This is a genomic window from Caulobacter sp. FWC2 (assembly GCF_002742625.1).
Lineage (GTDB): Bacteria > Pseudomonadota > Alphaproteobacteria > Caulobacterales > Caulobacteraceae > Caulobacter.
In genome coordinates, this window is the sequence record NZ_PEBF01000001.1 from 4,595,402 (window position 1) to 4,608,289 (window position 12,888).

The 12,888-nt window shown below is 67.7% G+C and carries 16 protein-coding genes; 12 read left to right on the top strand and 4 right to left on the bottom strand.

Annotated elements, in window-relative coordinates; all coding sequences use genetic code 11:
* The first annotated feature begins 77 nt into the window (after nt 1-77).
* The 7 genes from CSW62_RS21750 to CSW62_RS21780 all read left to right on the top strand — a co-directional run bounded on the left by CSW62_RS21750 (nt 78) and on the right by CSW62_RS21780 (nt 5,267).
* Nucleotides 78-1,136 (top strand): hypothetical protein, encoded by a 1,059-nt coding sequence (locus CSW62_RS21750; protein WP_099581474.1) that lies wholly within the window; start codon nt 78-80, stop codon nt 1,134-1,136.
* Nucleotides 1,137-1,425: 289 nt separating this feature from the next.
* Nucleotides 1,426-2,022, top strand: a complete 597-nt coding sequence (locus CSW62_RS21755) for a 50S ribosomal protein L25/general stress protein Ctc (RefSeq protein WP_099581476.1) — start codon at nt 1,426-1,428, stop codon at nt 2,020-2,022.
* 90 nt (nt 2,023-2,112) lie between these two features.
* Nucleotides 2,113-2,730 (top strand): aminoacyl-tRNA hydrolase, encoded by a 618-nt coding sequence (pth, locus tag CSW62_RS21760; RefSeq protein ID WP_099581478.1) that lies wholly within the window; start codon nt 2,113-2,115, stop codon nt 2,728-2,730.
* 2 nt (nt 2,731-2,732) lie between these two features.
* Nucleotides 2,733-3,482, top strand: coding sequence for a tetratricopeptide repeat protein (locus tag CSW62_RS21765; RefSeq protein WP_099581480.1), 750 nt, complete (start codon nt 2,733-2,735; stop codon nt 3,480-3,482).
* Nucleotides 3,483-3,536: 54 nt separating this feature from the next.
* On the top strand, nt 3,537-4,142 hold the full coding sequence (locus CSW62_RS21770; RefSeq protein ID WP_099582411.1) for a DUF2975 domain-containing protein: 606 nt from the start codon (nt 3,537-3,539) through the stop codon (nt 4,140-4,142).
* Nucleotides 4,142-4,390 (top strand): helix-turn-helix transcriptional regulator, encoded by a 249-nt coding sequence (locus CSW62_RS21775; RefSeq protein ID WP_099581482.1) that lies wholly within the window; start codon nt 4,142-4,144, stop codon nt 4,388-4,390. The genes CSW62_RS21770 and CSW62_RS21775 overlap by 1 nt, the downstream gene beginning before the upstream one ends.
* Nucleotides 4,391-4,415: 25 nt before the next feature.
* Nucleotides 4,416-5,267: an alpha/beta fold hydrolase gene (locus tag CSW62_RS21780; RefSeq protein ID WP_099581484.1), complete on the top strand. Its 852-nt coding sequence runs from the start codon at nt 4,416-4,418 to the stop codon at nt 5,265-5,267.
* 37 nt (nt 5,268-5,304) lie between these two features.
* On the opposite strand, the gene CSW62_RS21785 is transcribed toward CSW62_RS21780, so the two are convergent.
* The gene (locus CSW62_RS21785) at nt 5,305-6,135 is read right to left on the bottom strand and encodes a pirin family protein (RefSeq protein ID WP_099581486.1); all 831 of its coding nucleotides are present in this window, start codon (nt 6,133-6,135) and stop codon (nt 5,305-5,307) included.
* A gap of 120 nt (nt 6,136-6,255) precedes the next feature.
* On the opposite strand from CSW62_RS21785, the gene ychF reads away from it, so the two are divergent.
* From ychF to CSW62_RS21800, 3 genes are all read left to right on the top strand, one after another.
* Complete coding sequence (gene ychF / locus CSW62_RS21790; protein ID WP_099581488.1) at nt 6,256-7,356, top strand: redox-regulated ATPase YchF; 1,101 nt, start codon at nt 6,256-6,258, stop codon at nt 7,354-7,356.
* 66 nt (nt 7,357-7,422) lie between these two features.
* Nucleotides 7,423-8,103, top strand: coding sequence for a dienelactone hydrolase family protein (locus tag CSW62_RS21795; protein ID WP_099581490.1), 681 nt, complete (start codon nt 7,423-7,425; stop codon nt 8,101-8,103).
* Nucleotides 8,103-8,783 (top strand): dienelactone hydrolase family protein, encoded by a 681-nt coding sequence (locus tag CSW62_RS21800; RefSeq protein ID WP_099581492.1) that lies wholly within the window; start codon nt 8,103-8,105, stop codon nt 8,781-8,783. Before CSW62_RS21795 ends, CSW62_RS21800 begins: the two co-directional genes overlap by 1 nt.
* Here the strand turns inward: CSW62_RS21800 and CSW62_RS21805 are convergent.
* Complete coding sequence (locus CSW62_RS21805) at nt 8,780-9,232, bottom strand: hypothetical protein (protein ID WP_099581494.1); 453 nt, start codon at nt 9,230-9,232, stop codon at nt 8,780-8,782. The genes CSW62_RS21800 and CSW62_RS21805 overlap by 4 nt on opposite strands.
* A 197-nt stretch (nt 9,233-9,429) precedes the next feature.
* On the opposite strand from CSW62_RS21805, the gene CSW62_RS21810 reads away from it, so the two are divergent.
* Both CSW62_RS21810 and CSW62_RS21815 read left to right on the top strand, forming a co-directional pair.
* Nucleotides 9,430-10,197, top strand: coding sequence for a hypothetical protein (locus CSW62_RS21810; protein ID WP_099581496.1), 768 nt, complete (start codon nt 9,430-9,432; stop codon nt 10,195-10,197).
* Nucleotides 10,197-10,667 (top strand): GNAT family N-acetyltransferase, encoded by a 471-nt coding sequence (locus tag CSW62_RS21815; protein ID WP_099581498.1) that lies wholly within the window; start codon nt 10,197-10,199, stop codon nt 10,665-10,667. The genes CSW62_RS21810 and CSW62_RS21815 overlap by 1 nt, the downstream gene beginning before the upstream one ends.
* A 71-nt stretch (nt 10,668-10,738) precedes the next feature.
* Here the strand turns inward: CSW62_RS21815 and CSW62_RS21820 are convergent, their stop codons facing one another.
* Entirely contained in the window at nt 10,739-11,593 is an 855-nt protein-coding gene (locus tag CSW62_RS21820) for a cytochrome c1 (protein ID WP_099581500.1), read from the bottom strand.
* 5 nt (nt 11,594-11,598) lie between these two features.
* A complete protein-coding gene (locus tag CSW62_RS21825) occupies nt 11,599-12,885 on the bottom strand; it encodes a cytochrome b/b6 (RefSeq protein WP_099581502.1) in 1,287 nt (428 codons plus the stop codon).
* Nucleotides 12,886-12,888: the final 3 nt, after the last annotated feature.

The window sequence follows — 12,888 nt, forward strand, 5'->3', positions numbered from 1 at the left end:
GGTTAACGGGGCGAAGTCACAATCTCGCCGACCCGGGCTGCTATGCGCGCCCCAAGACTTGATGGGGAATTCTCGAAATGCGTTCTTTTTCGCGTACGCGCGTCGTCCTGACGACGTCCGTCGTGGCGCTGGCCGCCTTGATGGCGGCCTGTAGCGCCCCCGCGCCGCCCGCGCCGCCGCCCGTCGTGCAGGCGCCGCCACCGCCGCCGCCCATCACCCTGTCGTCCAGCATCGTCGAACGCGCCAGCGCCTTCCGCGGCTACATGGCCCGCGCCGGCGCGGTGTCCCCGACCTTCCAGAACGGCGAGCAGATCCAGGCTTCGCTGAAGGTCGGCGCGTCCTACGAGGCCAAGTCGTTCATGAACGGCGCCGTGGCCTACGCCGCCGTCCTGGCCCTGCAGGACCCCACCTTCGTCGCCTCGGTGCGCGAGGTCGCGGCCAATCCGACCCAGCGCCAGGAGATGATCAACAACATCTTCTCCAACCCGTCGTACGCGGCCGTGTTCAAGGGCGCGGACAGCGCCGCCGGCCTGATCATCGACACGGTCGGCAATGACGGCCTGAGGGTTTACAGGGCCGGCAAGGCCGTGAAGCAGGCCGCCTACGACGTGCAGAAGTCGACCTGGTCGAAGAGCTCCGTCGTCGATCGCGACGGTCGCCTGGCCTCGGCCAAGAGCCTGTCGGCCAGCCCAGCCCTGGCCGAGAGCGCCGACGTGGCCGTGCTGCAGCAAGCCTCGACCGGCGGCCAGTCGCTGGGCCTGACCCCGCGCGCGGCTCCCGCCCCCTACCAGCCCGTGGTCATCCGCGGCCTGGCCGTGGCCGCCCTGGCCGCCCTGGGCGCGGCCGGCGACAACAACCTGGCCTCGATCGACGCGCTGAGCGGCGACTGGGCCACGGCCAACTGCCTGAACATGGCCAAGCTGAACCTCTACCAGTGCCTGGCCGTGTCCAAGCCGCACTACGAGGACATCTTCTGCCTGGGCCAGCACATCCTGATCGACACCGGCGCGTGCGTGATCAAGGCCTCGGGCGCGACCCTGCCGCCGGAACCGCCTCCGCCGCCGAAGGCCGAGCCGGCCAAGAAGACCGTGGCCAAGAAGGCTCCGGCCAAGAAGCCGGCCGCCAAGAAGAGCTGATCGTAGTCCGCACGTCATCCCGCGCTTTATGCGCGGGACCCATCCGTCCGCCGCGCGTTCGGTGCGGAACCATGGTCTCAGATAAAAGCTGAACCATGGGTCCCGCGCATGAAGCGCGGGATGACGGCGTGGTCTGGACCCTCCGCGAGGCTCCAGACCACGCGATTTGCGTCGCCCGGCCCTTTTGTGTATGTAGCGCGACCCCAAAACGACGCTGGCGAGCGTGGCAATACAGCCATAGGCGCTAGGTCACAGAAGAGAGCATCCGGCTCTCTAGAAAGACATGACAATGTCCGAGATCATTCTGAACGTTGAAGTCCGTGAAGGCGCCGGCACCGGCGCGGCTCGCGCGGTCCGTCGCGAAGGCAAGGTCCCCGGCACCCTGTACGGCGGCGGCAAGGCCCCGGTGAGCATCGCCGTGAAGGTCAACGAATTCCGCAAGTCGCTGTACACCGGCAAGCTGCTGGGCCACCTGGTCACCCTGCAGCACGGTGACGAGAAGCAATCGGTCATCGCCAAGGCCATCCAGTTCCACCCCGTCACCGACGAGCCGGTCCACTTCGACCTGTTCCGCGTCAGCGAGCACCAGCTGATCAAGATTGAAGTGCCGGTGCACTTCAAGAACCACGAAACCTCGGTCGGCCTGAAGAAGGGCGGCTCGCTGGAAGTGATCCGTCACACCGTCGAACTGGCCTGCCCGGCCGACAAGATCCCGGAAGAGCTGGTCATCGACCTGACCAACCACGACATCGGCGACACCATCCGCATCTCGGAAGTGAAGCTTCCGGAAGGCGTGAAGCCGGCCGTGGACCGCGACTTCGTGATCGCGACCCTGAAGGCCTCGTCGGCCGCCCAGTCGGACGCCGGCGACACCACCGAAGGCTAATCGCCTCTCGGTCGGTCGATCGAACCGATCTAAAGAGCGGGCGGGCCTCACGGTCCGCCCGTTTTTCTTTGTCCTCTTGAGATCCAAGCGATGCTGATCCTCGCCGGCCTGGGCAATCCCGAGTCCAAGTACGAGAAGAACCGCCACAACGTCGGCTTCATGGCCGTCGACGCCCTGGCGCGGAAGTGGGGGACGGCCCCGTGGCGCGCCCGCTTCCAGGGCCAGGCGTGCGAGGGCCAGGTCGGCACGCCCGACGGTCCGGTCAAGCTGCTGCTGCTCAAGCCCAAGATCTATTACAACGAGAGCGGCCGCGCCGTGGGCGAGGCCATGAAGTTCTTCAAGCTGACGCCCGCCGACGTGATCGTCTTCCACGACGAGATCGACATGGCCCCCGGCCGCTTCCGCATGAAGGCCGGCGGCGGCGCGGCTGGCAACAACGGCATCCGCTCGGTGACCAGCCAGGTCGGCGACGCCTTCCGTCGGGGCCGCATCGGCGTGGGCCATCCGGGCCACAAGGACGCGGTCATGCACTATGTGCTGGGCGACTTCCACAAGGTCGAGCACCAGTGGCTGGACCCGATGCTGGACGCCATCGCCGACGCCCTGCCCTTCGCCGCCGCGGGCGACGACGAGCGTTACCAGGCCGAGGTGATGCGCCTGGCGCCCGCGCCCAAGGCCGATCCGCGCAAGCCCGCCAAGGACGACTGACGATGTTCTCGCTGCCGCTGCCGCTGATCGGCCTGTCGCTCCTGATCGCCATCGCCCTGTGCGTCCACGTGGTCCGCACCGGCCAGCAGATGTACTGGCTGTGGATCATCCTGGCGTTCCAGCCGGTCGGAGGGCTGGTCTATTTCGTCGCCATCATCGCGCCCGCCTGGTTCGGCGGCCGCACCGCCCAGAAGATGGGCCAGGCGGCGCGCAAAGCCATCGATCCGCAGCGCGAATACCGCGAAGCCGCCCGCGCCGTCGATGACGCCCCCACGGTCGCCAACCGCGTCCGCCTGGCGGTCGCCGCCACCGAGCTGGGCAAGCACGCCGAGGCCGAGCGGCTCTACGCCGACAGCCTGACGGGCCTCTACGCCGACGACCCGCAGCTGCTGCTGGGCCGCGCCAACGCCCTGATCGAGCTGAACCGCCCCAGCGAGGCCCTGCCGCTGCTGGAGAAGCTGGGCGAGACGCCCACCGGCGGCCGCACGGCCCACATCATGCTGGCGCTCGGCCGCGTCTATCACGCCCTGGGCCGCGAGGAGCAGGCCGAGACCGCGCTGCGCTGGGCCGCCGACAACTATCCCGGCTTCGAAGGCATCGCCCGCTACGCCGTCTTCCTGGCCGGCATGGGCCGCAAGGACGAAGCCCGCGCCCAGCTAGCCGAGATCGACAAGCGCCTGTCCAAGACCCACGCCCACTTCCGCAAGGAGGCCAAGAGCTGGCGGGATTTCGCGGCGGCGGCGATTATCTAATTATCGTTTAACAGAAACTTTTTTAGAATCGACTGTGGCGTCATGGAGGACGTCATGGCCACGGTTCTGCGTCTGAAGCCCCTCTACCGCGTCCCGCCCGCACCGCCGCCCGAGAGCGCGGCCCAGCGCCGCGCCCGCCTGGGCAGCCGCGCCGCCGTCTGGCTGTTCACGAGCCTGTTCGTCCTTTCGGCCGCCATCCTGATCACGGCGATCGCGGTCATGGTGTTCTACAAGGGCGAGCTGGTCCGCATCGGGCCGGACAACTGCTACATCGGCGACGGCCCCGCCAATTCGGTGGCGTTCGGGTCGCTGCCCCTGGTCCACCGCCTCGTCTATGTCGTCGTCGGCATCGTGCGGGCCACACCCATCCTGATGATCTTCTGGAGCCTGCGCGCCCTGTTCGGCGGCTACGCCCGGGGGGAAGTGTTCTCGCGCGACGCGGCCCGTCGCTTCGGCCGGACCGGCAACTGGCTGTGCGCCTACGCCGTATCGCCGTTCCTGTGCCACCTCGCCCTTTCGGCCACCGGCTACGAGATCGACAAGAACTGGGCGCACATGGCCAGCCTGCAGGCCTTCGTCCTGGGTCTGCTGGTCTTCGTGATCGGCCAGGTCATGCAGGTCGGGCGCGAGATCGAGGAAGACCGCGAGGCCTTCGTCTGATGCCGATCGTCCTGCGCCTCGACGTCATGCTGGCCAAGCGCAAGGTGCGCTCCAACGTGCTGGCCCGCGCCATCGGCATAACCGACGCCAACCTGTCCCTGCTCAAGTCCGGCAAGGTGAAGGGGGTCAAGCTCGAGACCCTGGAAGCCATCTGCGACTTCCTCGACTGCCAGCCGGGCGACATCCTCGAATACCAACCCGAACAGCCGCCCGACATTGTGGGCGAAGACCTCAAACGCGCCGGCTGACGGCGCCTTTTCTCGGAGACACGCCATGAGACTTTCAACGCCCGTCCGGGCGATCGCGGCCGGCTGCCTGCTGTTCTGGGCCAGCCTGGCGGAGGGCCAAACCTTCGCCGAGGCCGAGGGCGGCAAGATCGCCTACGAGACCTGCGGGTCCGGCGACAAGGCGATCGTGCTGCTGCACGACGGCATCCTTCACGCGGCGGCCTATGACGACGTCTGGCCGCTGCTGTGCCAGCGCTTCCGTGTCGTGCGCTACGACCGGCGCGGCTATGGGGCGTCCCCGGCGGCCACGACGCCCTTCGCCTCGGTCGACGACCTGTCGGCCGTAATGAAGGCGGCAGGCATCGCGCGCGCCACCCTGGTCGGTTCGTCGGCCGGCAGCGGCATCGCCGTGGATTTCACCCTGGCGCATCCGGACACCGTCGATGGCCTGGTCCTGGCGGGTCCATGGGTCAGCGGGTTCAAGCCCTCTGCCGGCTTCATCGCCCGAAGCCTGAAGTTGGCAGCCCTGATCAAGATGGGCAATATCGAGGGTGCGGTGAAGGACCCCTACATTCTGACCAAGTCCGCCGACGCCGAGCGGGCCAGGGTCGTGGCCCTGCTGAAAGCCAATCCGCAGAACCTCGGCAATCCCAGCGGCAAGGTCGAACGCGCTGGTCCTGAGGCGCGCCCGCGCCTTGGCGAAATCCATGTCCCGACCCTGGTGCTTGTCGGCGAGGTCGACATCAAGGACGTCGTCGACCAGGCCCAAGTGGTCGCGACGGCCGTGCCCGGCGCCAAGCTGGAGACCGTCCCGGCGACGGGGCACTTCATGTACCTGGAGAAGCCGAAGGACTTCGCCGAGCGGATCAGCGCTTTCGTCCAGGCCGAAGGCCGGTGAGCGCGCCGGTTCTCCCGCCGTCAGAGAGGGGGCTTCCTCAGAACCGCCCGCGCTGGAAGTCCTCGAACGCCTGCACGATCTCCTCGCGGGAGTTCATTACGAAGGGGCCGTGCCAGAAGACCGGCTCCTCGATCGGGCGGCCGGCCAGCAGCAGCACCCGCGCGTCGGTGACGGCCTCGACCCGCACCGTGTCGCCACGGCCCAGGAAGACGCCCGACAGCGCGTCGACCGTGTCGTGGGCGACGCGGACCTTGCCCTCATAGACCGCCAGCATGGTGTTGCGATCATCGCCCACCGGCTCTTCGAACACGGTCCCGGCCGGCAGCACGACGTCGAAATAGAGCGCGTCGACCGCGCCGCCGCCGATCGGGCCCGCCGTGCCGGAGTCGGTGACGCCCGAGATCACCTTGACGGTGACGCCGCGATCGCGGGCCTCGACCGGAATCGCATCGCTCTCGAACTCGCTATAGCCGGGCTCGCTCATCTTCAGCCTGGCCGGCAGGTTCACCCACAGCTGGAAGCCGCGCATGCGGCCCTCTGCCTGCTCGGGCATCTCGGAGTGGACGATGCCCTTGCCGGCCCGCATCCACTGGATGCCGCCGGGACCGATGATCCCTTCGCGGCCGGTGTTGTCCTTGTGACGCATCCGGCCTTCCAGCATGTAGGTCACGGTCTCGAAGCCGCGATGCGGATGGTCGGGGAAGCCGCCCATGTAGTCGGACGCCTGGTCATTGTCGAAACAGTCCAGCATCAGGAAAGGGTCGAACATCTGGGCCTCCGGCGTGCCCAGCATGCGGGTCAGCCGCACGCCATCGCCATCCGAGGCGGGCATGCCCTTCACGATCTTCAGGACGGGGCGAACGCTCATGGGGAAGCTCCTTTGCGCCTTTGATATCTGATCTGGTTGCAGTTCTTGCAAGAGGGGTCCGGTTCGCCTTTCCCGACCATCCGTGGTAATCGCCCGCCCAACGAAATTCACGAGAGTTCCATGGCCCTTAAAGTCGCCATCGTCGGCCTGCCCAACGTCGGCAAGTCCACCCTGTTCAACGCCCTGACCCAGACGGCGTCGGCCCAGGCCGCCAACTATCCGTTCTGCACGATCGAGCCCAACACCGGCGAAGTCGCCGTGCCCGAGCCGCGCCTCGACGCCCTGGCCAAGATCGCCGGCTCCAAGGAAATCATCCCGGCCCGCATCACCTTCGTCGACATCGCCGGCCTGGTGCGCGGCGCGAGCAAGGGCGAAGGCCTGGGCAACCAGTTCCTGGCCAATATCCGCGACTGCGACGCCGTGGCCTTCGTGGCCCGCTGCTTCGAGGACGGCGACATCGTCCACGTCGAAGGCCGCATCGACCCGATCAGCGATCTCGAGATCATCGAGATGGAGCTGATGCTGGCCGACCTGGAAAGCCTGGAAAAGCGCGTTCCCGCCCTGGAGAAGCGCGCCAAGGTCGGCGCCGACAAGGACAGCGCCAACACGCTGCGCCTGGCCAATATCGCCCTGGCCCTGCTGCGCGAAGGCCGTCCCGCCCGCGCCGCCAAGATCGACGCCGACGACGAGAAGGCGTGGCACATGCTGCAGCTGCTGACCTCGCTGCCGGCGCTCTATGTCTGCAATGTCGACGAAGGCTCGGCCGACAAGGGCAACAAGTACAGCGACCTCGTCGCCGAACGCGCCGCCAAGGACAACGCCAAGGCCGTGGTCATCTCGGCCCAGATCGAGAGCGAGATCGCCCTGCTGGACGCGGCGGAACGCGCCGAGTTCCTGGAAACCCTGGGCCTGGAAGAGCCGGGCCTGAACCGCCTGATCCGCGAGGCCTACACCCTGCTGGACCTGCAGACCTATTTCACGGTCGGCCCCAAGGAAGCCCGCGCCTGGACCATCCACGTCGGCGACACCGGCCCGCAGGCGGCCGGCGTCATCCACACCGACTTCGAGAAGGGCTACATCCGCGCCGAGACCATCGCCTTCGATGACTTCATCAAGCTGGGCGGCGAAAACGGCGCCAAGGAAGCCGGCAAGATGCGGGCCGAAGGCAAGGAGTACGTCGTCAAGGACGGCGACGTGATGCACTTCCGCTTCAACGTCTAAGCGTTCAGAACAAGCCAGCGGCCGGAGCGGAAACGCCCCGGCCGTTTCTCATTGGGGAGTACGCCTATGTCCGACACCGTCACCCTGACCTCCGCCGCCGACGGCTTCCAGTTCACCGCCCTGCACGCCCAGCCTGAAGGCCAGCGCAAGGGCGGCGTGGTGGTGGTCCAGGAGATCTTCGGCCTCGACCAATACGTCCAGGCCGACGTCGCGCGCTGGGCGGCCCTGGGGTTCGAGGTGCTGGCCCCGTCGATCTTCGACCGCGCCGAGCCCGGCTTCGTGGCCGAGCATGACCCCAAGGGGTTCCAGACCGGCGTCAGCTACGTGCAGAAGGTCGGGATCGACGCCATGCTGTCGGACATCCAGGCCTGTATCGACGACCTGGCGGCGCGCGGGCCTGTGTTCGCGGTCGGCTACTGCCTGGGCGGCTCGCTGGTCTGGCTGTCGGCCGGCCGGTTGAGGGGTCTGGCGGCGGGCTCGGCCTATTACGGCAGCATGATCGCCGCCAATGCCGAGCTGGCGCTGACCGCGCCGGTGATCGTGCACCTGGGCCGCAAGGACGCCCATATCGCCGCCGACGAGGTCAAGGCCAGGGTCGAGGCCGCTCATCCCGATGTTCCGGTCTACATCTATGAGGCCAGCGGCCACGGCTTCAACAACGACGGCCGGCCCGACAGCGATCTCGCCGATGCGGAACTGGCGCGCGCCCGGACGCTGGCGCTGTTCGTCGCCAACGGGGCCGCATGATGGGCGAGCGGATCCCTCTGGCCTGCAGGGAGGATGGCTCGCCCTTCGCCGCCTACCACGCCCCGCCCCGGGAGGCCCGGCGCGGCGGCGTCGTCATGCTGCAGGCGATCTGGGGCGTGACGCCGCATCTGCGCGGGCTGGCCGACAACCTGGCCGAGCAGGGCTATGAGGTCATCGTCCCCAGCCTGATGGACTCGGCCGACGCTGACTTCCCCGTCGAGGACACCACCCCCGCGATCCTCGACGCCCGCATGGCCATGGGCAAGGCGACCGGCTGGGGCGTCTCCACCCTGCCCCGCGTCCAGGCCTGCATCGACGCCCTGGACGGTCCGGTGTTCGCCATGGGCTTCTGCTATGGCGGCACCACGGCCTGGCTGGCGGCCTGCCGCTGCGAGCGACTCACGGCGGTCTCGGCCTTCTATGGCGGCGACATCGTCGCCTATCGCGATGAGACGCCCAAGGTCCCGACCATCCTGCACTTCGGCAAGACTGACAGCCTGATCCCGCTGGCCGATGTCGACGCCATTCGCGACGCCCACCCGGACCTGCCGATCTATCTCTACGAGGCCGGCCACGCCTTCGTAGCGCCGAACGGCCATCACCCCGACAGCGCTCGGCTGGCTCTTCTGCGGACCTCGCAGCTGTTTCATCGTTCGGGCGGCAGCAAGGGCGAGGCTTAGCTCACCTTCGCGCAGGCCTGCTCCAAGCGAGGCCTGCGGAAATCGCAGGCCAGCCGGACGAGGGCGGGATAGGCCGGTCCGCTCCAGACCACCGTCGCGACGATCGGGTTGCCCGGCGCGCCGATGCGGCGAATCTGCAGGCTTTGCTTGCGAGGCCCGTCCAGCCGCAGCTCATGCCGGGCGGCTTGTGACACGCATGCGCCGTTGGCGAAGGTGCAGCCAGAGATCCGCTCGTCGGGCGCAAGGGGTCCCGAATGCATAGGATCGGCGCCCCGCTCTCCATAGACGATCAGCAGCTGTCTGGATCCGCCCAGGGCTGCGCGCCCCTCGGCGTCGATCGTCACGCTGGGCATGACTGGGCGCCAGTAGGACGTCGCCGCCGCGTAGACCAAGGCGCCCAGGGCAGCGACGCCGACGATGAGGACGCCCAGAATGGAGCCCTTTGACATGACCACTCGCTCGAAAGTTGATTTTTGTTTTTGATACGGCGGCGCGCACTGCGGCGCCAGGGCCAATTTCGGGATCGTCCGTGCTGTCGCCCCGGGCGCTTGCGGTTCTTCGAGAGCGAGAGAGACGTCAGTGTCCCCGCTCCCGCTGGCATGCCCAGACCATCGCGCCAGCGTCATAGCTGAGTTACGCTGACGCCATGCGTCGCTGCGTAATCGTCCTGGCCCTGATGCTCACCCTGCCCCTCGCCGGCCCGGCCCGCGCGGGGGAGACGGCGTGCTGGTTCGAGAACGGCGCCGTCATCGTTCCGGCGGCGATCGCCGACATGGCCGGCGACTATGTTCTCGACCTTTCGGCCCCGCGCACCCTGCTGCACGAGACCAAGGCCCAGATGGAGGGGATCATCGCGCCGGAGCTGCCTCTGTCGGTGGAGGTGGCGGGCCTCAAGGCGCCGGCCGTATCGGTCAAGGTCGCCGACCTGGACGCCCGCGGCGCCGGCTTCGTCACACCGATCGCCGGGGTCATCGGCATGGACGTCCTGGCCGGCCACGGCGTGGAGATCGACTTCGCCCCCTGCCGCGTGCGCATCGACCAGCCGTGGAGCGCTGCCCGCCAGGTCGTGTTTCCGGTCGAGGTGATCGACGGCCTGCCGACCATCGTCGCGGCCGTCAGCGACGGCCCCACGGCCCTGCGCGGAGCCTTCGCCATCGACACCGCCTCCAAGGCCATGACCCGGCTCTCGACGCGCGGAGCCGCCGCGACCGGCAAGCTCGACCCGAGCGCCCGCCACATCGCGCCGGCGCGGCTGCGCGCCCTGTCGGTCGGCGGGGTCCTGGCCGAGAACGTCCCCGCCACCCTGGCCGACGACCTGCCCGAGGGCGTCGACGGGACCCTGGGCACGGCGCTCTGGGCCCGTCACCGTCTGCGCCTGTCGGCCGACGCCCGCACCTTGTCGGTCGCGCCCTGATGCTGATCGAAGCCAAGCCCGACGACTTCGCCGCCCTCATTCGCGGCCAAGCACCCGCCCCCTATCGCCTGGCCGACAGCGCGGTGGCTCCGCCCGAGGTCCTGGACATGCTGGCGAAGCTGGCCGACCACATCGCGGCGGTGTTCAGTCCCAGCGCCTGGATGATGGTGGAAGACGGTGAGGTCGTCGGCCTGATCTCGTCCGTCCAGCCCCTGGGCGCCGCCGACCGATCCTTGATGATCGGCTATGGCGTCGCGCCCACCCGGTGGGGTCGCGGCGCCGCCACCCGCGCCGTCGCCGACCTGGTGGCCTGGGCGCGAGGGGATGACCGCGTGCTGGCGCTCACCGCCGAGACCTCGGTGGACAATCCGGCCTCCCAGGCTGTGTTGGCCCGCAACGGCTTCCTGGCCGTGGGCGAACGCGAGGACAGCGAGGATGGGCCGCTGATCGTGTGGCGGCTGGAGCTGTAGCCCGAAAAGAAGAAAGGCCCGGTGTTTCCACCGGGCCTTTCGAACTTCAGTCCTTTAGGCGCTGAGCCTGCTTAGTGCGACTCGTTGCGCCACACGGTCTTGTAGCTGGCGTACAGCAGGCCCGAGAGCAGGACGAGGTAGATCAGAACGGCGAAGCCGGTCTGCTTGCGCTCTTCCAGCTTGGGCTCGGCGGCCCACATCAGGAACGCCGAGACGTCCTTGGCTTGCTGGTCCAGGGTCGACTTGGTGCCGTCGTCGAACGTCACCAGGCCAGCCTTCAGCGGCGGGGCCATGGCGATGAAGCCGCCCGGCGGAACATGTTCATGGCTACCCGACCAGTACGACGCCAGGTCGCCGGCCATGTAGGGATTGTAGTGCTGGCCCGTACCGACCTTCAGGCCCTTGGGCGGGTCGACGTAGCCGGTGACGATCGAATAGATGTGAGCCGGACCCTCTTCGCGGGCCTTGGCCAGCAAAGACATGTCCGGCGGCAGGGCGCCGCCGTTGGAGGCGCGGGCCGCGGCTTCGTTGGCGAAGGGCGCCGGGAAGTGGTCGGCGGCGGTGGCGGGACGCTTGATCGCGTCGCCGGTTTCACCATCGATGTCGGCGACCTCGTAGTCCTTGGCGATCGCCTTGACCCACGGGTTCTCGTTCGAGTTCGGGTACTTCTCGCTGTAGAACGGGCCGCCCTTGTCGCCGAGGTTGCGGAAGGCGACCAGCTTCATCGAGTGGCAGGCCGAGCAGACCTCGCGATAGACCTTGTAGCCGCGCTGCAGCTGGGCCTGATCGAACTTGCCGAACGGGCCTTCGAACGACCAGTGGACTTCCTTGGCCTTCAGCGCGCCGCCATTGGCGAGCGCCGGACCAGCGGCGCCGACGACCAGGAGACCCGCCGCAGCCGCGATAACCGAGAGTTTGCGGAGCATCGGGATCAACCCTTATGAGCGTCGGCCGAGAGGGCCGGCGAAGCGATCGAGTCCGGAACCGGCAGGGTCTTTTCGACCAGACCCAGGACCGGGAGCACGACCAGGAAGAAAGCGAAGTAGTAGAGCGACGCGACACGGCTGAGCCACACGAAGCTGTTCATGTCCGAGCCCATCAGCTGGAACGTGGTCAGGTGCGGGATCACCGGATCATCCGGCAGCTTGGCGCCGCAGAAGCCCAGGATGATGCAGGCCACCAGGAAGAACAGGAAGTAGATCTTCGCGGTCGGACGGTAGCGCATCGAGCGCACCTTCGACGTGTCGAGCCACGGCAGGGCGAACAGGCAGGCGATGGCGCCGAACATGGCCAGCACGCCCATCAGCTTATCCGGCACGGCGCGCAGGATCGCGTAGAACGGCAGGAAGTACCATTCCGGAACGATGTGCGACGGCGTCACCAGCGGGTTGGCTTCGACATAGTTGTCGGCGTGGCCCAGGGCGTTCGGCATGTAGAAGACGAAGAAGGCGAAGAGGATCAGGAAGACGCTCATCGCGAAACCGTCCTTCACCGTGGCGTACGGCGTGAAGGGAACGGTGTCGGCCTTCGACTTCGGATCGACGCCGGTCGGGTTGTTCTGGCCGACCACGTGCAGGGCCCAGACGTGCAGGATCACGACGCCCGCGATCATGAAGGGCAGCAGGTAGTGCAGCGAGAAGAAGCGGTTCAGGGTCGGGTTGTCGACCGCGAAGCCGCCCCACAGCCAGGTGGTGATGCTCTCGCCGACCAGCGGCAGGGCGCCGAACAGGTTGGTGATCACGACGGCGCCGTGGAACGACATCTGGCCCCAGGGCAGGACGTAGCCCATGAAGGCGGTCGCCATCATCAGCAGGTAGATCACGCAGCCCAGCAACCACAGCACTTCGCGGGGCGCCTTGTAGGAGCCGTAGTAGAGGCCGCGCAGCATGTGGATGTAGACGGCGATGAAGAACATCGACGCGCCGTTGGCGTGCATGTAGCGGATCAGCCAGCCGTAGTTCACGTCGCGCATGATGTGCTCGACGGACGCGAAAGCGCCTTGGGCGCTCGGCGTGTAGTGCATCACCAGGATGATGCCGGTGATCAACTGCGAGGCCAGGCACAGCGACAGGATGCCGCCGAAGGTCCACCAGTAGTTCAGGTTCCGCGGCGTGGGATAGTCGACGAACGAGTCATAGCCCAGGCGGATGATCGGCAGACGAGCGTCGAGCCAACGCTCGATGCCGGTCTTGGGTTGATAGGTCGAATGTCCGCTCATCTC